This is a genomic window from Flavobacterium sp. SLB02, assembly GCF_009664855.1.
Classification (GTDB): domain Bacteria; phylum Bacteroidota; class Bacteroidia; order Flavobacteriales; family Flavobacteriaceae; genus Flavobacterium.
The window spans coordinates 5251381-5271460 of the sequence record NZ_CP045928.1 but is presented as its reverse complement, the minus strand read 5'-3'; the positions used below and the strand labels follow the sequence as shown (position 1 = coordinate 5271460).

General features: G+C 32.0%; 16 protein-coding genes and 1 tRNA gene. 5 read left to right on the top strand and 12 right to left on the bottom strand.

The window, feature by feature from the left end:
* Positions 1-13 precede the first annotated feature (13 nt).
* The 4 genes from GIY83_RS19885 to GIY83_RS19870 all read right to left on the bottom strand — a co-directional run bounded on the left by GIY83_RS19885 (position 14) and on the right by GIY83_RS19870 (position 7034).
* Positions 14-487 (bottom strand): GNAT family N-acetyltransferase, encoded by a 474-nt coding sequence (locus GIY83_RS19885; protein ID WP_194614987.1) that lies wholly within the window; start codon positions 485-487, stop codon positions 14-16.
* A 337-nt stretch (positions 488-824) separates the two neighbouring features.
* On the bottom strand, positions 825-2696 hold the full coding sequence (mnmG, locus tag GIY83_RS19880; RefSeq protein WP_208683066.1) for a tRNA uridine-5-carboxymethylaminomethyl(34) synthesis enzyme MnmG: 1872 nt from the start codon (positions 2694-2696) through the stop codon (positions 825-827).
* A 523-nt stretch (positions 2697-3219) separates the two neighbouring features.
* Positions 3220-3642, bottom strand: a complete 423-nt coding sequence (gene ybeY / locus GIY83_RS19875) for an rRNA maturation RNase YbeY (RefSeq protein WP_208683064.1) — start codon at positions 3640-3642, stop codon at positions 3220-3222.
* Entirely contained in the window at positions 3639-7034 is a 3396-nt protein-coding gene (locus GIY83_RS19870; protein ID WP_208683049.1) for an O-antigen polymerase, read from the bottom strand. Before GIY83_RS19870 ends, ybeY begins: the two co-directional genes overlap by 4 nt.
* A 162-nt stretch (positions 7035-7196) precedes the next feature.
* On the opposite strand from GIY83_RS19870, the gene gltX reads away from it, so the two are divergent.
* Positions 7197-8702: a glutamate--tRNA ligase gene (gene gltX, locus GIY83_RS19865; protein ID WP_208683046.1), complete on the top strand. Its 1506-nt coding sequence runs from the start codon at positions 7197-7199 to the stop codon at positions 8700-8702.
* A 198-nt stretch (positions 8703-8900) separates the two neighbouring features.
* On the top strand, positions 8901-9884 hold the full coding sequence (locus GIY83_RS19860) for an SPFH domain-containing protein (RefSeq protein WP_194614992.1): 984 nt from the start codon (positions 8901-8903) through the stop codon (positions 9882-9884).
* Between the two features lie 22 nt (positions 9885-9906).
* Here GIY83_RS19860 and GIY83_RS19855 read toward each other — a convergent pair whose 3' ends face one another.
* From GIY83_RS19855 to GIY83_RS19835, 5 genes are all read right to left on the bottom strand, one after another.
* Complete coding sequence (locus tag GIY83_RS19855) at positions 9907-10161, bottom strand: DUF6327 family protein (protein WP_194614993.1); 255 nt, start codon at positions 10159-10161, stop codon at positions 9907-9909.
* Positions 10162-10163: 2 nt separating this feature from the next.
* Positions 10164-10514, bottom strand: a complete 351-nt coding sequence (locus GIY83_RS19850) for a competence protein (protein ID WP_194614994.1) — start codon at positions 10512-10514, stop codon at positions 10164-10166.
* 127 nt (positions 10515-10641) lie between these two features.
* Positions 10642-10968 (bottom strand): YtxH domain-containing protein, encoded by a 327-nt coding sequence (locus GIY83_RS19845; protein ID WP_173973362.1) that lies wholly within the window; start codon positions 10966-10968, stop codon positions 10642-10644.
* A 91-nt stretch (positions 10969-11059) separates the two neighbouring features.
* The gene (locus tag GIY83_RS19840) at positions 11060-11539 is read right to left on the bottom strand and encodes a hypothetical protein (RefSeq protein WP_194614995.1); all 480 of its coding nucleotides are present in this window, start codon (positions 11537-11539) and stop codon (positions 11060-11062) included.
* A gap of 1219 nt (positions 11540-12758) precedes the next feature.
* On the bottom strand, positions 12759-14876 hold the full coding sequence (locus GIY83_RS19835; protein WP_208683044.1) for a glutamine--tRNA ligase/YqeY domain fusion protein: 2118 nt from the start codon (positions 14874-14876) through the stop codon (positions 12759-12761).
* 107 nt (positions 14877-14983) lie between these two features.
* Here GIY83_RS19835 and folB point away from each other — a divergent pair, with 107 nt between their 5' ends.
* Positions 14984-15343 (top strand): dihydroneopterin aldolase, encoded by a 360-nt coding sequence (folB, locus tag GIY83_RS19830; RefSeq protein ID WP_194614997.1) that lies wholly within the window; start codon positions 14984-14986, stop codon positions 15341-15343.
* A 93-nt stretch (positions 15344-15436) separates the two neighbouring features.
* Positions 15437-15507: transfer RNA gene (locus GIY83_RS19825), tRNA-Cys, on the top strand.
* Between the two features lie 357 nt (positions 15508-15864).
* Here GIY83_RS19825 and GIY83_RS19820 read toward each other — a convergent pair.
* The 3 genes from GIY83_RS19820 to rnr are packed head-to-tail and all read right to left on the bottom strand — an operon-like array spanning position 15865 to position 19430.
* Positions 15865-16542: a LysE family translocator gene (locus tag GIY83_RS19820; protein ID WP_208683042.1), complete on the bottom strand. Its 678-nt coding sequence runs from the start codon at positions 16540-16542 to the stop codon at positions 15865-15867.
* Positions 16543-16556: 14 nt separating this feature from the next.
* A complete protein-coding gene (locus GIY83_RS19815; RefSeq protein ID WP_208683040.1) occupies positions 16557-17225 on the bottom strand; it encodes a head GIN domain-containing protein in 669 nt (222 codons plus the stop codon).
* A gap of 24 nt (positions 17226-17249) precedes the next feature.
* On the bottom strand, positions 17250-19430 hold the full coding sequence (gene rnr / locus GIY83_RS19810) for a ribonuclease R (RefSeq protein WP_208683038.1): 2181 nt from the start codon (positions 19428-19430) through the stop codon (positions 17250-17252).
* A gap of 107 nt (positions 19431-19537) precedes the next feature.
* Between rnr and GIY83_RS19805 the strand changes: the two genes are divergently transcribed.
* Entirely contained in the window at positions 19538-19771 is a 234-nt protein-coding gene (locus tag GIY83_RS19805; RefSeq protein ID WP_194615001.1) for a DUF2007 domain-containing protein, read from the top strand.
* Positions 19772-20080: the final 309 nt, after the last annotated feature.

Sequence of the window (20080 nt, the reverse complement as noted above, 5' to 3'; positions counted from 1 at the left end):
TCTATTTTTTATATTACAATTTTTCAGCGTTCCAATTAATTTTCACAGCCGAAAGTTTTTCATTTTCAATTCTAATGTCTTTACAAATCGTAAATCCGTTTTTCTCATAAAACTGAATTGGCGATTTGTACAATGTTGCATTTTGTTTTACTTCGTTTTTATTATCGATCACCCAACCATTCAAACTAGTATTATTCTTTTTTATTTCATTCATCAAAAGTGAACCATTTCCTTTGCCGTGTATTTCACTATTTAAAATTATAGCAAACCAATTTTCGTCTTCTCTCAAAAAAGTAAAAGTCCAACCCTGAATTTCATCTGAATCGTCAAGCAACAAATAATGTTTTGTTTTTGAAAGTCCGTTTAAATACAATTTAAAATCTTCAATAGTTTTCAAATTCAATTTTGCCGGATATTCGTTATTCCATAATTCACGTAAAGTTTCTTTTTCTTCTAATGATAAAATTTCTTTTTGAATAATTCTCATACAATGAATTTTAAATTTTGGTTATTTTGTCATTCGAGGAACGAGGAATCTCCGCAAGTAATTCCGTAATCAAAAGAATAAACTTTGTCGATCTTGCAACGGAGATTCCTCGTTCCTCGGAATGACAAACTATATCATTTCTTTATAAACAAACCAATATAGCTTTCTATTTAAAATTCGTTTCACGTGGAACAAATCCAATCTTCAATTTCAGATTATTTCAAAACCGAAAAACATATAAGTCAGAAATGGTTTCACGTGGAACAATTTAATAAACAATCTCAGTATTCAATTTTGAGCATTTACTGAAAATTAAAAACTGAGACTGAATACTTTCTTACCTTCCCATATAAATCAACAAAACCGAAATATCACTTGGTGACACCCCGCTTATTCTTGAAGCCTGAGAAATTGTAACAGGACGAATCTTGCTCAATTTTTGTTTTGCTTCAATCGACATTGATTTAATTTTATTGTAATCGAAATTTTCCGGAATCTTCACTTCTTCTAAACGAGTTAGTTTGTCAGCGTTGTTTCTTTCCTTTTCGATATAACCAGAATATTTGACCTGAATTTCGGCTTGTTCCAAAATTTCCTGATCAACATCATTCGATTCTATATATTCTTTTACTTTCTCAAATTTCAACATATCCTCTAAATCTATTTGAGGACGTGAGAAGACTTTAAACATTTTATCACCTTGCGTAATCGGAGCTGTTTCTTTCGCTTCCAAAATCGGATTAGTTTCTGCAACCGTTACACTCGTTTCTCTAAAGAAAGCGACCATCTTTTCAGATTCGTTCAATTTCTTTTCCATACGGCGTAAACGCGCTTCAGAAGCAAGACCAATTTCATGCGACATTGGCGTTAATCTAAAATCGGCATTATCTTGACGCAACAATGTTCGATACTCTGCTCTCGATGTAAACATACGATATGGTTCTTCCGTTCCTTTCGTAATCAAGTCGTCAATCAAAACTCCAATATAAGCTTCATCACGTTTTAAAATTAGCGGCGCTTTTTCATGCACTTTTAAATGCGCATTTATTCCAGCCATCAAACCTTGTGATGCCGCTTCTTCATATCCTGTTGTTCCGTTTATTTGTCCGGCAAAATATAAACCTTCAACTAACTTTGTTTCCAAAGTATGTTTCAATTGTGTTGGCGGGAAATAATCATATTCGATCGCATATCCAGGACGGAAGAATTTCACATTCTCAAATCCAACAACAGAACGCAATGCTTTGAACTGAATATCCTCCGGAAGAGAAGTTGAAAATCCGTTTACATAAACTTCACAAGTATTCCAACCTTCCGGCTCAACAAATAATTGATGACGATCTTTATCAGCAAAACGATTAATCTTATCTTCTATCGAAGGACAATATCTCGGGCCAAGACTTTTGATTCTTCCGTTAAACATTGGAGAACGATCAAAACCTTCTCTCAAAATATCATGAACATCCAATGACGTATATGTCATGTAGCAAGATCTTTGATTTATTAAAGGAACCGTTAAATCCGAATAAGAAAACTTATCCGGTTTCGCATCTCCTTTTTCTTCGTTCATTTTAGAATAATCCAAAGAACGTCCATCAACTCGTGGTGGCGTTCCTGTTTTCATTCTTCCTGATTCAAATCCGGCTTTCACCAAATCTTCAGTAATTCCTGTTGCAGCACTCTCACCTGCTCTTCCTCCTCCAAATTGTTTTTCTCCAATATGAATCAAACCATTCAGAAAAGTTCCGTTTGTCAATACAACCGACTTAGATCGAATCTCTACTCCTAACGAAGTTCTGATTCCTTTTATCTTTCCGTCCTCGATAATCAAACCCTTTACCATCTCCTGGTAGAAATCCAAATTTGGAGTTCCCTCCAACATCATTCTCCATTCTTCAGCAAAACGCATTCGATCACTTTGAACTCTCGGGGACCACATTGCAGGTCCTTTCGATTTATTCAACATCTTAAATTGAATTGCCGTGCGGTCGGAAACAATTCCTGAGTATCCTCCAAGCGCATCAATCTCACGCACAATTTGTCCTTTTGCAATTCCTCCCATCGCTGGGTTGCAAGACATCTGTGCAATGTTCTGCAGACTCATGGTAACCAATAAAGTTTTGGATCCTAAATTTGCGGCCGCTGCCGCGGCTTCAGATCCCGCATGACCTGCACCAACTACAATAACATCGTATTCTTCTAAAAACATTTTGTTTTATTATTCTCTGCAAACCGTTTAAGGCGATCCTCAGAATTATTTTCTCATTCTTTTGTTCCACGTGGAACGGCGCTAATGCGCAACTTTTAAATTCTGAAATTCAAATTTAGAAATTCTAAATTCCAATTCTGGCGTAGAAATATGTTCTGGAAAAAATTGCGCTTACGCAATTCAAATACCAAAATTAAAATCTCAGTCTAAAATCTCAAACCATAATTTCATTCAAACAAATCTCTTCCACGTGGAACAGACTACAATCAAAACCATTCTTCTCTTTCAAAATAAAACCTTCCTAATTCTTTTCATGTTCCACGTGAAACATTATATTTTTTTTCACAATCTACAATCTTGAATATACATGTTCCACGTGAAACATCTCAAATTGTTTTCAGAATATTTGATCTCTTTTCAAATAGTTCCACGTGAAACACTCTTCTGTATAATCTAAATCTTCTATCAATGTTTCACGTGAAACATCCGAATTTGGAACTTACACTTTTGAATTTATTTATTTTTATTCCTGTTCCACGTGAAACATCGCAATCTTCTCATCTTCTTTTGAACGCATAAGTTCAGCTTCAGAATCACTCTTGTCTTTGTATCCACAATAATGAAGTATACCGTGAGCCAAAACTCTTTTTAATTCTTCTGTAAAAGAAACATTAAAATCCTTAGCATTATCCTCTACTCTTTCTACAGAAACAAAGATATCTCCGTTTAGTTCGTTACCTACTGTGTAATCAAAACTGATAATATCTGTTAGTGTATCATGATTTAGATATTCTACATTTATCTTATGAAGATATTCATCATCACAAAAAATGTAATTTATCTCTCCTTCATTTTTTTTTTCAGAAACGATTACAGCGCTCAACCAATCTGCAAAGGCTTGTTCGTTCTCTAAAGTAAATTCGGTTTCGTAATTAAAATTGATCATTTTGTATTAAAATATTCTTGAACCTTTTGATTAAAATTCGAGCGCAAAGGTAGTGATTGTCTGTTTAATATCTCTACACTGTTTAAATAATCCAATAACGAACTTGGTAGTGCATTTGTTTTATTAGAAAATTCAGTCTTATTTGTTTCAGATTGACGCTTTGTATCTTGCCCCTGTTGTTGAACTGCATTATTTAATTTTAATAATTCTTGTTGAATATTAAGGATACGTTGCAGGTTCTCATTCTTAAAACCTTTATTCAAAAGTTGTTTTTCCGAGGCTTTCATTTGATCAATTACAGATCTTCCTTGAGAATCTAAACCTTGTTTGGCTAATTCTTTTTGTAATGCTTCACGAAGTTTTACTTGTTCTTTATAGATTTCCATAATAGCTTCAGCATCTCCTTCTCCGTCCTCACCATCTTTTCCGTCATTTCCTTTGCCTCCATTTTTATCTCCTTTACCATCTTTTCCCTGACCACTTTTCCCTTGTCCCTCTTTTCCTTGTCCTTGCTTTCCATCTCCAGATTTACCTTGTTGTCCTTCACCCTGTTTATCTCCAGGTTTGTCACCGGGCTTATCTCCATGTTTCATTCCTTCTTTCATTTTATCAGCAAGACCTTTTTGCTTTTGTATAATATCCGGTAATTGCATCCCTTGCCCGTCACCAGGTTTTGGTTTTCCTGCTCCTGGTTTCGACATAGACATCTGCATGTTATTTAATAAATCACTTAAAAAATCTGCCAATTTATTTGCAGATGAAACCGCATATTGCTGGTGCGAAACTCCTTTTGGAACCTGAACATCACTTAAAGTTTCAATAGCTTTATCTATATTGTACTGAACATTTCCTATTTCTTTTGTTACATCTTCGGCTACTTTTGGGTTACGTAAAGACAGTGCAAACAAACTATCATCGACATGTTTAAACTGTTGTTTTAAATTCTGCTGCACTTTAATGTTCTTCGTGAAAGCTGAAGAACCCAACTTCATAGATTTAAATTGTTTCATCACATCTTCCTGAGATAACGAATAAGCAAGAAGATTATCCAAAACCTGACGAAGCATTGCAACATCTTCTTCTAACTGTTCTTGTTCTCCGCCTTCCATACTTGAATCCATTTGCTCTGCCATACTCTTCATTTTCTTGGCTGCACTTTTTTGTTTTGGCTTAGCCGAAGAAGAATTCTTTTTACTTAATTCTTCAGAAGCTTTCTTCAAATCATCCTTGACATCTTTCTCTTTTGAAGCATCAGAAGGAATATCCAAAGGAGCTTTCAATGTCTTGTTTTCCTCTTTCAGATCTTTTAAATCTTCCTGAATTTTATCAAAAGCTTTATTAATATCTTCTTGTCTCTCCTGTGTATTTTCTTTTTCTTTATTCGAGAGCTGCTCTTGCTGATCTGCTAACTTCTTTAATTTATCTGCAACCTGTTCTGCTTTTTTAGAAACATAAAAACGTTTAGTTAATTCAACCAATTGCTCCAGATTACGAGATTGGTTCTTACTGATTTGTTTGAACTTTTCCATCTTGTCAAACAAATCTTCGCTATTCAGTTTGTCGTTTAAGTTCTTCAACTCATCCATCAACTTCTGATTTTTTTCTAAATCTTTCTCTGCATTGTCTAAACGCTTTTGCAAATCATCAGCTGTTTTATCTTTCTTTTCAGATTGAAATTTATCTAGATTCTTATTCATTTTCTCTGCAAATTGTTTCATCATTTCGTCTTGCTGTTTCTGACGTTTGATAAAATCATTTACTTTTTGTTGGTCTTTAAACTCTAAATTATCTTTCTCTTTTCCTGCTTTCTGAATCTTATCCATTTCAGAAAATTGCTTGGTTTGATTCTTCAAAGACTTCTCTAAACTATTGATATTTTCATTTTGCTGTTGTAATTCCATATCATGAATTTCATCTGTAGTAGAAACACGATCAGAAAAAACAGAAGACTTTGTACTCTTAAATCCATGTGGTGCATCATTATCAAAAACCTCAAAATAGTATTCATAAGATACTCCTTCCTGCACGGCAAGATTACTTGGGAAGTTAAAAACAAACTGATCAAACACACCGGACTTCACAGGTATTGTTCCACGCTTGGCAGTGTTTGGTTTGTTACGTTCGTAATACACAACCTGAAGTTTATACAATCCGTAGTCATCACCTAGCCTACCTAAAACATAATTTTTATCCAGCTTTAAACTGTCCGGGGCAGGGCTAACTGTGATCGTTGGATGCTGATCTTTGATAACGGAGAGCTGATAATCTAGTTTTTCGTAGTTTTTAACCTTATTATTCGATGTAAGAATTTGATATTCTGTATTTTGACTGATATTTTTAGCCAATTTAAACTCATTTTCGGCCTTATTGAACTTAAAAATTGAATTATCATCTTTCCAAACAATTTCCTGAGTCGATTGTGTATTCATTTTCCAGGTTACCAAAGTTCCTTCCGGTACAATTGCATTTCCTGTCCCCTGAATAGTTTCTGATTTTTTCTTTAGATAAGATGGAAAATTTAACACCATTTCGAAGTTGGCAATAGATGGAACTGTGATTACTTTCAACTCATATTCTTCAGATGAAACCGAATTTCCTTCAAAAGAAAACTGAACATTGGATACCGGTTTTTCAATCTTGAATTCGAACTTTCCAGGTTGAGATGATTCCATAAAATAACTTTCGTTACCAATATGGATCATTACATTTTCCGGAACTATGTTTCCAACGGATTCCATTTTAATCACGAAATCTTTGTTTTGTTCTGTTTGTAAATTAGAATTTAGAACTACAAATTTGAAAGGTGCCGGTGGTAAAAATGTCGCATTAAAATGTACTACTCTATCTAAACTTTGAGAAATAATATTACTATTTCCTGAAATATAAAACACAGCAAAAAGTAAAATTGGAATAATAGCTAATGGCAAATACTTTTTGTTGGTTTTAAAATTAATGGCATTCCCAAACGGAATTGGCTGCAATGAATTTGCTTTTTGCTCTATCGAAGCCAACATCAACTCTGAACTTTCTGTTGAATTCTCAGAAGCTGACAATTGCAAAAAGTTCGTCAGCTTATCACTTACTTCTGTAAAATGATTTCCAATAATAGTTGAAGCCTGATTATAATCAATACCTTTTTGAAGTTTGAACAACTTAAAAATCGGGAACAAAATAAAACGAAACAATAGAAACACTTCTACCACAATAAATATCCAGAATAATAATGTTCTTCCTAATGGTTTCAACCAAAGAAAATACTCAATAAAGAGCGTGAACAAGAAATACAATAATCCAAAACCAATAAAAAGAAGTCCTCCTTTTATCAATTCATTCGTATAATATTTCTTTATAAATGCTTCTAGCTTTTGGTATATAGCAGATGTTGTTTTCAAAGTATATCTGTTTTATTTATAACCCATAAAAGTACTAATTATAATAATACCTTTTAAGATTCTAAGTTACTAAGACGCTAAGGTTCTAAGATCGAAAAATCTGAAATCAACATTCTAAAATCTAAAATCATAAAACGTATCTTTGCATCAAAATTTAAACAAATGTCAAAGCAAGTTCGTGTGCGTTTTGCACCAAGTCCAACAGGACCTTTACATATTGGCGGAGTTCGTACTGCCCTATTTAATTATTTATTTGCCAAAAAAAACAATGGTGTTTTTTATTTAAGAATTGAAGACACAGACCAAACTCGTTTTGTTCCTGGTGCCGAAGCTTATATTATGGAAGCACTAGAATGGTTAGGAATTTCTCCTGAAGAAACCGTTGGGAAAAATGAAAAATTTGGTCCGTACAGACAAAGTGATCGTAAAGAATTATACCAAACTTATGCAGATCAGTTGATCAATTCAGGTTGGGCATATTATGCTTTTGATACTGCAGAAGCTCTTGATGCTTTGAGAAAAGAACAAGAAGCTGAAGGAAAAACATTTATTTACAATCATACCATTCGTGAAAAGTTAGATACTTCTCTGGTAATTTCTGCTGAAGAAGTAACTAAAAGAATTGCAAATGGAGAACATTATGTGATTCGTTTTAAAACTCCGGTTGATGAAACTTTGCATTTGAAAGATATCATTCGTGGTGATGTAAAATTCGAAACGAGTTTACTTGATGATAAAGTACTATTCAAAAGTGACGGAATGCCAACATACCATTTAGCGAATATTGTTGATGATCATTTGATGGAAACATCACATGTAATTCGTGGTGAAGAATGGTTGCCATCAATGCCACTTCACGTTTTATTATACAGAGCTTTTGGTTGGGATGCTCCTGAATTTGCACATTTACCTTTGATTTTAAAACCAGTTGGAAACGGAAAATTATCTAAAAGAGATGGAGATAAATTAGGATTTCCTGTGTTCCCATTAGAATGGAAAACCGAAGAAGGTATTTCATCTGGTTACAGAGAGAAAGGATTTTTCCCGGAAGCAGTTGTAAATTTCCTTGCTTTTTTAGGTTGGAATGACGGAACTGATAAAGAATTATTTTCGTTAGAAGAATTAGTTGAGTCTTTTGACTTGAACAGAGTTCATAAATCCGGAGCTAAATTTGATCCGGAAAAAAACAAATGGTTCAATCACCAATATTTGATCAAACAAAATAATGAAGATTTAGCGACAAGCTTCACTCCTACTTTGGTAGAAAAAGGTGTTGATATTTCTAAATTTGACATAACAAGAATTGTTTCTTTGATTAAAGAAAGAGCTCATTTTGTTTCTGAATTTTGGGATTTGACTGATTTCTTTTTTCAGGCCCCAACATCTTATGATGAAAAAGCAAGCAAAAACTGGAAGGAAGAAACTCCGGCTTTAATGCAGGAATTGATTTCTACCCTTGAATATATCGATGGATTTGATTCTGCAAATATTGAAGCAATCGTAAAAGACTGGTTAATTAAAAACGAAATCGGTATGGGGAAAGTAATGCAGCCTTTCCGTCTAAGTTTGGTTGGAGCTCTTAAAGGTCCTCACCTATTTGACATTGTTGAAATCATTGGAAAACAAGAAACTATTGCAAGAATTCAGAAAGCAATTTCAACACTATAATTTTTTTTACCATTAAGATATTAAGTTCATAAAGCTTGGCTTAATTTTTCTTAATCTCTTAATGGTAAAAAATAACTTTATATTAAACGCTAATACACATTGATAAAATGTTGTTAGCTTTTTTTTTACGCTTAAAAAAATTGAATTTGGCAGATTATTCGTAATTTACCAGATCATAAAAACTAAATCAATATCATTATGGGTACAGCATTTATTATCATTTTAGTCTTAGGATTTTTTATTTTAATGTCTTCCTTTTTCACCGTTAAGCAACAATCATCGGTAATTATAGAAAGATTTGGAAAATTTCACAGCGTGAGAAATTCAGGATTGCAACTTAAAATTCCAATAGTTGACAGATTGGCCGGACGTGTAAATCTGAAAATTCAACAACTTGATGTTATCATCGAAACCAAAACTAAAGACAACGTTTTTATCAAAATGAAAGTTTCGGTTCAGTTTAAAGTAATTCAGGAAAAAGTATATGATGCTTTTTATAAACTAGAATATCCACACGATCAGATTACTGCTTATGTTTTTGACGTTGTTCGTGCCGAAGTTCCTAAACTAAAACTGGATGATGTTTTTGAAAGAAAAGATGATATCGCGATTGCAGTAAAAAGAGAATTGAATGAAGCGATGACTACTTATGGATATGATATTATCAATACTTTGGTAACAGATATTGATCCGGACATTCAGGTTAAGAATGCCATGAACAGAATTAACGCTGCTGACAGAGAAAAAACGGCTGCTGAATTTGAAGCTGAAAGTTCAAGAATCAGAATCGTTGCAAAAGCAAAAGCCGAAGCAGAAAGTAAACGTTTACAAGGACAAGGTATTGCAGATCAGCGTCGTGAAATTGCAAGAGGTTTAGTAGAAAGTGTTGAAGTTTTGAACAATGTTGGGATAAATTCTCAAGAAGCTTCTGCCCTTATTGTAGTTACTCAACATTATGATACATTACAAGCCATTGGTGCTGATGCCAATTCTAACTTGATCTTGTTACCCAACTCTCCTCAGGCCGGAAGTGATATGTTGAATAATATGGTGGCATCGTTTACAGCATCAAACCAGGTTGGTGAAATGATGAAGAAAAACAACAAAAAAATAGAGAAGAAACCTAAACCTATTGAACCACAATCAGGTTACGAAGATGACATTCTACCAGAAACAAAATAATATTACAAAGTAAAAAAGAGGCTTAATTGCCTCTTTTTTTATTGATAAACCAGTTGATTATATATGGTAAAATTGATTGTAAAATTTGCGGATATGATCTGGTAAAATATTCTTTATAAGAAGAAAAAACGCCACCAACAATACTTTGTGGTGTTATAGATTCTTTTGTTTTTTGAAAACTTAAGACCAGTTTTTGATAATTGATCTCCTTCTCGAGTTTCAAAATTTCTAAATCTCTTTCGATTGCTGCGTATGATGAGTATTTTTTAGTTTCCATAATTAGTCATTAAAAAAGATTTCTGAAAATTTCTCTAATATCGGACCTTCAACAAACTTGTCCTTCAGGAAGAAAAGTAAAATTGTAAAGAGCAAATAGATCCCTCCTACTGCCAGAAAACCAAGTGCATTACTTTCGAACAAAGCTCCAAAAGCATATGCTGCGGCAAAAGATCCAAAAATCATTACCATACTAAAACACAATAAAATCAAAGTAAACTTTAAAATTAAAGTTGTTGATTTCATGGCTACTTTAAAACCCCAAAGTTTATAATAAGCTAAATGACTTTCCATATAAACTTTAGCCTGATCCTGAATATTCTCGGTGTTTTCTTTTAATTCTTCAAATGCCATAATTGTAATTTTAATTAAAAAAAAAGAAGCACAAAACTCATGACTCAATAACTGGAGTCGATTATTCTAAAATTAAAATAACCAAACAATCATCAAAATCACATTGAGCTTTGTGCTTCCTGGATTATTATTTTTGAAGCTTAGCGTTTTGCGCTTTTAAGTCAGCTAATTTAGATTCCAAAAAACCAATTACTTCTTCAGTTTTATAACTCATGTTTGAAAGTAACTCTCCATAAGTTCCGTCTAAATTTTCTTTTGCTTTTGTAAATTTTTCACGTAGAACTTCAGAACTTGCTGAAAGTGAATCTTGCAAATTATGTTTCGCATCATCTAAACCTTCCTTAAGTTTAGCACGGGTTTTTGATCCTTTGTCCGGAGCAAATAAAATTCCGATTGCTGCTCCTACTGCAGCACCAGCTAAAATTGCTGCAACTGTATTTACGTTTTTTGACATAATATTAAAATTTAAATGAATACTAAAGGTACTGTTTTTTTGAATTATAAATTATTGCTTAAATGTAATTTAATAAAAATTAACACTAAATTTAATACACATAAGCAACAGCTTCATACTTACCATCTGCTTTTTCAACAATACTCACAAATGGATATCCACTTGAAGCCGATTGTGTTTTGATTCTCATAGCAGTCTGGTTTTTATTTGCAATTGGCGGTTCTCCTTTTGTCTTTGTCGAGACTCCTGAAAAATTGGCCACTTGTTTTAAACCTATTGTCTTGTCCTGAGATAAAACAGTTACGAATTTATAATCTGATTTTGAATCTACTATAACTTTATCAGAAACTTTCTGAGTTTGATTAGATTGTTTATTGGTAATTTTTGAAACTGCGTATTTGCTGATTTTATGTTCTTCGGCACTTCCGTTCAAGGAATAATAAACCAAATCATTTTCGACTTTTATAAAATTAACATCCAGTTCTTCACCATTGTGTTTTGTAATTTGGTGCGTTTGAGAAATTGCAATATTTGCAAATAAAATCGATAGCGTAAAAAATAGAATTTTCATAATATTAAAATTTAAGGATTAAAATTGTTTTTGCCAAAACCAAAGACAAAATTTCAAATAAGCCATAAAATTAATTTCATGAAATTTTTAAATTATGAACTACCCTCTGAAAAATACTTTTACGCTAGAAGTATTATCAAAATACAATCACAATTACAATTGACCATAAAACCAATCTTTAGAATTCAGATTTAGAATTAGCCTTAAAACCAAAAATTATTCATTTTTAAATTTTAGAAAAATTCAGATTCGATTCTTAAGTGAAATTAGAAATTTGACACTTTAGATTTGACCTTTGGATAAAAATACCAACTTTATAAACAATTGTATGTTAACAACGCGTTAAACTAAGAAAATAGAGCTCAAAAACTTAAATAAAGCTTAAAAATCAACAATAATTCAAAAGATGATTAATGACATGAAAGAAATGAAAAAATAGCTTAAAATCAACTTATGAAAGCCATTTTTAATCGTATCCATCTATTGAAATTACATTTTACATAGTTTTACTAAATAATAATTAAAAACATTTAAATTATAAATTAATATAATTTTAATTGATTATATAAAATCAGCACAATTTAAAATATGTGGTTAAAATTAAAACTTGAAATAAACCTAAATAAATGATGATTTTACTTTTAGAAGCAATTTTACCTTAAAAAGTCATAAAATTAGACAAACAAAATCGAAAATTAAAATAAAGACATCTATTAAATGATTTTTTAAAATATGATTAATAACCTAAAAGAGTTAAAAAAATAGCTTAAAATTAATTTATGAATGTCATTTTTAATCGGTAAAAATGATATAAAATTAAAGAATAATAGTTTTAATATATAATAGTCAAAAACTTAAAAAATAAAAATTAGTATAATAAAAATTGATTTAAAATCTAGTAGTTGAAAATTGACAAATGAAAAATCTAAAAAAGATGAGAGATGACTAAATCATAATCAACCTTCAACTTTATAAACAATTAGATGTTAACAACCCAAAAAACAAAGCAAAACTAGCTCTAAAATTAAAATAAGAGCTTATATTTAATTATCTTTTAAAAGATGATTAATGAGATGGAAGAATTAAAAAATTCACTTAAAATCAATTTATGAAGGTCATTTTTAATCTCCTAAAACTATGATTTTTTATTTTTCAATAGAAAACTTAAATAATAAAAAAAGCGCTTATAAAAAGCGCTTTTCGATAGATTATAATGATATTATATCTTTACCATTTCCTTAAGAATTTCAATTTCTCTCTCTGATGCATTTTTTGGAGGATTTGAAAATAATTTCAAAATATCATCGTCAAATTGATTTCTCAAATTTGAATCTTCAATATCTCTTAAATTCAAAAGTGCTTTCGAACGAACATAAGTTGACTCACTTCTTAAAGACATTGTATATAATTTTTTGATATCATCTTCTTCAAAATCCTTAGATTTCAAAATTGAATATTTCAAAATAAACTGAGCAAATAACAATGATCCTTTATTATTGTTGATATTCTTCTTTAATGAATTTTGCAATAAAGAAAAACTTGAAACATTTTTGATGCTCTCCCCTATTGCACTTTCGATTGCAATACGTTCCGGTTTAGTCTCAACTTTAAAATATTTGTTGATATCTTTCAAAGAATTATTGATGCTGTTTTCTTCTTTTTTACCTTTTTCTTCCCAGGCATCTTTAAGTCCAACAGTCTTGTTAAAAACTAATTTTGAAGGAGTTGAATCTTTATCAACAGTAAAATAACCCAAACGTTGAAACTGAAATTTATCCTCGTTTTGAGCTGTTGATAAACTTGGTTCAACAAATCCGGTGATAATTTCTAATGACTTTGGATTCACAAAATCTAAGAAATTTTTGTCTTTATAACTGTCCGGAGCTTCATCTGTAAACAAACGATCATACATACGAACTTCTGCTTCAACTGCATGAGAGATAGAAACCCAGTGTAATGTTCCAGACACTTTTCTTTGACTTGCTTCTGTCCCGCTTCCGCTCAAAGAATCCGTATCATATGTTACCTGAATCTCTGTAATATTTCCGTCTTCATCTTTTTTAACACTTTCTCCTTTAATAATATAGGCATTTTTAAGACGTACTTCTTTTCCTAAAGTTAAACGGAAAAATTTAGCAGGAGCTTCTTCAAGAAAGTCCTCTCTTTCGATGTACAATTCACGGGAAAAAGGTACTTTTCTGAAACCTGCATTCTCATCTTCCTGATTATTTTCGGCTTCTAACCACTCCTCTTTTCCTTCAGGATAATTTGTAATCACCAATTTTACAGGGTCTAAAACAGCCATTACACGAGGTGCAATTTTGTTTAAATCTTCACGAATACAAAACTCTAAAACCGATACATTGATCAAATTATCACGTTTTGCAATTCCGGTTGTATTGGCAAAATTACGTAAGGAAGCAGCAGTATAACCACGTCTTCTTAGTCCTGAAATTGTTGACATTCTTGGATCATTCCAACCCTTAACATGCTTTTCCTTAACTAGTTGCTGCAATTTTCTTTTACTAACAACAGTATGTGATAAGTTACGTCTTGCAAATTCTCTTTGCTTTGGACGTAGTTTATTATCCTCTAAAATCTGGTCTAAAAACCAATCGTATAATTCACGGTGAGGCAAGAATTCAAGTGTACAAAATGAATGTGAAATTCCTTCTAAATAATCACTTTGCCCATGCGCCCAATCGTACATTGGATAAATTTTCCAGGCATCTCCAGTTCGGTGATGTTCTTTATGTAAAATCCTGTACATGATAGGATCACGCATCAACATATTGGTCGATTTCATGTCTATTTTTGCACGAAGGATATGGGTTCCAGCCTCAAATTCACCATTTTTCATTCTTTCGAATAAACCCAAATTCTCTTCAACAGAACGATTTCTGTAAGGAGAATCTGTTCCAATCGTAGACGGAGTTCCTTTTTGGATGGCCATATCTTCAGAAGACTGGCTATCAACATAAGCTTTATCTTTTTTAATTAATAAAACTGCCCAATCATATAATTGTTGAAAATAATCAGATGCATAACGTTCTTCTGCCCAGGTATACCCTAGCCATTCAACATCTTTTTTAATTGCATCAACAAATTCCTGTTCTTCTTTTTCTGGGTTTGTATCATCAAAACGTAAATTCACAGGAGATTGATAATCAATTCCTAAACCAAAATTTAATGCAATAGAACTTGCATGACCAATATGTAAATAACCATTTGGTTCTGGTGGAAAACGAAAATGAAGTTTGCTTTGCGAAAGACCTGATTTAAGATCTTCTTCTATGATTTGTTCAATAAAATTGAGTGATTTATCTTCTGATGCCATTATTTTATAGTAATTTTAGCAAAGATAAAAAAAAGGTTTCAGGTTTCAGGTTTAAAGTTACTTAACTGGCGTTAAACCTGAAACTTTAAACTTGAAACAACAAGAAAATGGGAGTTATAAAATTAAAAAACATTCGTACTTTTTCCTACCACGGATGTATGATTGAAGAAGGAAAAATTGGATCTGACTACACTGTTGATCTAAAAATTAAAACTAATTTACAGAAATCAGCCGACACAGATCATCTTGCAGATACGGTTGATTATGTACATTTGAACAAAATTGTTACCGAAGAAATGGCCATTCGTTCGCATTTATTAGAGCATGTAGCCAAAAGAATCAATATTCGAGTACTTGCTGAAATAGAAACTGCAGAAAAAACTACAGTTTGGGTTTCTAAAATAAATCCTCCTATTGGTGGTGATGTTGAATCAGTTACTATAAAAATGAGTAAAATCAGAGCTTAATTCTTTAAATTAAAAAGCTTTTTTTTTAAAATAGTTACTTTTAAACTTTTGAAATTTAAAGATTTTAGTTACTTTTGCCATCCGTTCAATTACGGCGTCGTGGCCGAGCGGCTAGGCTGGGCTCTGCAAAAGCTCCTACTCCGGTTCGAATCCGGACGATGCCTCAAAAAGAGATACAGAAATGTGTCTCTTTTTTTTATGTTTAATTTTTAGTGAAAATTAAAGATTTAGGTTCGAATCCGAATCATACCTCAAAAAACTTCACTGAAATCTCTTTTTATCTAACTTTTCCACAATCTTGTCATCTCGAGGAAGGAAGAATCACACAAGTAACTCTATAAAGATTGGCAATTTACTTTGCGGAATTACTAGTGTAATTCTTCGTTCCTCAGAATGACAAACTGGAGTCAACTTTGTCAAAGCTTAAAACTTTGACAAAGTTCTATCACTACGAATATTATAAACATAAAAAAACCTCTGAATTTCAGAGGTTTAATTTTATATTTTTGAGTTATTAACAACTACTTTTCAATCTTCTCAAAAGCATTTCTAACCATTTCTTTTTCTTTTGGAAACCAACCCTGAGTTATTAACACCAGTCCGAAAACCATTAAAACAATACTAATTCCTTTTTTTATTTTTAGGATATTGGTTGGGGTCATTTTTGTTTTTAATTGTTTGGCTAATAATATTTTAAGACAATCAACTGCCAAATAAGTTATAATTACCGAAGCAAAAAAAGTAAACATTCTTGAGTTTTGCATTTCTAATTTTGGTCCGACAGAAATGATTACTGCTAACCAGAAACCTAATACACCAATGTTGATAACGTTGAGTAAAAAACCTTTTATAAACAAACTGCCGTAGTTTCTTTTGATGATATCCCGATCAATTTCTTCATCGTCAATTTTTTCTTCATTTCTTAATCGTACAAAAGAGATTATACCGTAAGCCAGCATAATAATTCCGCCAAAAATAAAGAGTGCTGGTTTATCTTTTAAGCTCTGAATAAGTCTGTAACTTCCTAAATACGCAATTCCTATAAAAAAAATATCACCTAATACTACACCAAGATCAAAAACTATAGCAGCTCTGAATCCTTTTGTAATACTGGTTTCCAGTAGTATAAAAAATACTGGACCTACCATAAAACTTAAAAAAAGTCCCCATGGCAGTCCAGCCAAAATATCATTTATCATTCAAATACGATTTCTTATTTTACTTCTTCTATTTTACCTCCAAAAACCGTTTTCTGATTAATTTGTTTCGGTTTTCCATAAATGTAAATAGAGCCTCCTGCGCTTACTTTTGCATCGACAAGGGTAGAAGCATTCACATCTGCTTTTCCGCCCGCAGAAACGCTTACTTTAGTCTGAGATGTGGCTAATTTACTTCCAAGGAAATATCCGCCAGCTCCTAAACTTGCATCAAGGTTAGCTGCTTTACCTGTTGCAGTGATTTCTCCTCCAGAAACTGAACTTACTTTAAGTTTATCAACATCTAAATCTACATTGATTTTACCGCCTTCTTGTGCACTAACTTTAAACGAAGTAGCTTTTATCGTTCCCTCACTTTTTATATCGGCTCCTTCATTAACATCAATCAATTCTATATGTTTATAATACAAAGTTACCTGAAGATCATTTCCTGATAAAAGCTTAGGAAAAGGCATTCTTAATTTTAATATTCCATTTTTGTTTACAGCTTCCAGCTCTGCTTCTCTGGTTCCTTTTATAACAATTTTATTTTCTGATGACTGAACTAATTTTACACTTAGTTTATCAAATACTTTTACAGTATCAAAATCTCCCAACTCTTTGGTAACCTGACCAAAAGACATTTGAACAAATAAAATTGCCGCCCCTATAATTAACTTTTTCATACTTTTATTTTTTAAATTAAACTTCTATTCTGCTCTTCTCAAAAAATGAAAATCCAGTTGTTTTTTAACCAGATCGGCATTTTTAACCTTTACATATATTTCATCCCCAAGTTGTAAAATACTGTTTGAAGTAGCTCCTACCAATGCATATTGCTTTTCATCGAAAGTATAATAATCATCTTTTATTTCTCTGATTCTTACCATTCCTTCGCATTTGTTAGAAACAATTTCAACATAAATTCCCCACTCGGTAACACCGGAAATAACACCCAGGAATTCTTCGTCCTGATGATCCTGCATGTATTTAACCTGCATGTATTTGATACTATCACGTTCTGCATTTGTTGCTAAACTTTCCATATTCGAACAATGCAAACACTTTGTTTCGTAAACTTCTTCGTCTACAGAAGCTCCGTTATCTAAATAATATTGCAGCAAACGATGTACCATAACGTCAGGATAACGACGAATTGGCGACGTAAAATGACTGTAATAATCAAATGCTAAACCGTAATGACCAATATTTTCTGTCGAATATTTCGCTTTACTCATACTTCTAATCGCAAGAGTATCAATTAAGTTTTGCTCTTTTTTACCATTTACTTCTTCCATCAAAGCATTCAAAGACTTAGAAATATCGCCTTTGTTACGGAAATCTATTTTATAACCAAATTTAGCAATTACGGTTTGCATCGCAATTAATTTGTCTTCGTTTGGTTCATCGTGAATCCTATAAATAAAGGTCTTCTTTTGTTTACCAATGTATTCGGCCACTTTTCTGTTAGCCAAAAGCATGAATTCTTCGATTAGATGATTGGCATCTTTAGAAACTTTAAAATAAACTCCTTCTGGTTCTCCTTCGGCATCTAAGTTGAATTTTACTTCGACTTTATCAAAAGAAATTGCTCCATTGGCCATTCTTTTCTTTCTCAAAATCTTTGCTAATTCATCTAATTTTAAAGTTGCCTGAGTAATTTCATCTGAAACTGTATAAGATTCTCCAGTGATTGAAATATCAACAGGAATTGTATTGTCTTTTGTTTCAATGATATATTGTGCTTCTTCGTAAGCAAATCGCTGATCTGAATAAATTACAGTTCTACCAAACCATTGGTTAATAACTTGTGCATTTTCTGAAATTTCAAAAATGGCTGAGAAGGTATATTTCTCTTCATTTGGACGTAACGAACATGCAAAATTAGATAAAACTTCCGGAAGCATTGGCACTACTCTATCTACTAAATAAACCGAAGTGGCACGTTGATACGCTTCGTCATCCAGGATTGTTCCTTCTTCAAGATAATACGAAACATCGGCAATGTGAATACCTATTTCGTAATTTCCGTTTTCTAACTTTTTGAAAGACAAGGCATCATCAAAATCTTTTGCATCTTTTGGATCTATCGTAAACGTAAGGGTATCACGCATATCACGACGTTTGGCTATTTCTGATTCCTGAATTGAGGTGTCTATCTTTTGTGCAAATACCTCTACTTCTACCGGAAAATCTGAAGGTAAACCGTATTCAGCCAAAATAGCGTGAATCTCAGTATTGTGTTCTCCTGGTTTTCCTAAAACTCTAATCACAGATCCAAAGGGACTATCCGCTCTTTTTGGCCAATCTTCGATAGTAACTAAAACAACATCACCATTTTCTGCTTCTCCAATTTTATCCTTTGGAATAAAAATATCCGTATACATTTTAGGATTTGCAGTAGATACAAAAGCAAAATTGGCCTGAATATCTATAACTCCTACAAACTCTGTTTTATTTCTTTCTACAACTTCAATAACCTCACCTTCAGGTCTTTTACCTTTTCTGCGGTTATAAACATACACTTTTACTTTGTCTTTGTCTAAAGCACGATTCAGGTTATTGGTTGGGATAAATACATCTTCACTAAAATCAGGACAAATAAAATACGCCGTTTTTCTACTGGTCATATCAATTGTGCCTTCATAATAATCCTGACTCTCTGCTTTTACTAAATATTTGCCAGGTTCAGATTCTATAATTTTTTTTGAAGCGGCCAGAATTTTTAAATCTTTTATAATCTGGTTTCTGCTTTTTGTATCATCAAGTTCGAGCTTTGCTCCTATCTGTTTGTAATTAAATGCTTTATTAGGACTTTGCGATAAAATTTTTATTATTTTACTAGAGAAATCTTTCTCATTTTTTATCGGCTTTCTAATTTTCTTACTCATATATCTTTTCTTAAAAAGTTAAAATTACAAATAAGATATCAGATTATAGATTTTAACAAATAAATTATTAAAAATATAACTTTCGTATATTTACAAAAAGACCCTTTATGGAAAGCTTTAAAACCATTGCCGTATTCAATTATCAGCACGAAACAATCGTTCTAAAGCACTTATTAGAGCAAGAACAGATTCCGTATTACTTTGAGAACGAAATGACCTTATCTGTCGTGCCAATGTACACGACGGCTCTGGGTGGAATCAAACTCAAAGTTCATCCAAACGATTTCAACGAAGTTCAGCAAATTCTTGACAATCTTAATAACCCACTTAAAATTGTTTAAACTCCTATAATTTTTCAATTTCAATATTTTTTTTCTTTTTAAAATTTTCAAAGTTGTCAACATATATTAAATACAACAAAAAGAAAAATTTAAATTAAATTAATTTTTGTTTGTTATTATAGCTTGTTAATATGTGCTATAAATTTATTTTTAAAAGCATTGAAATGAAGTTTCTCTTAGTTATCTTGAGTTATCAACATACTTATATTTTGTTAAAGGATTCATTTATAAGACTTTTTGTATTTTAATTAACAACGGTTGACAACCCAAAATAGATTCATTTTGTAGATAAGTTCACATGTTGATATT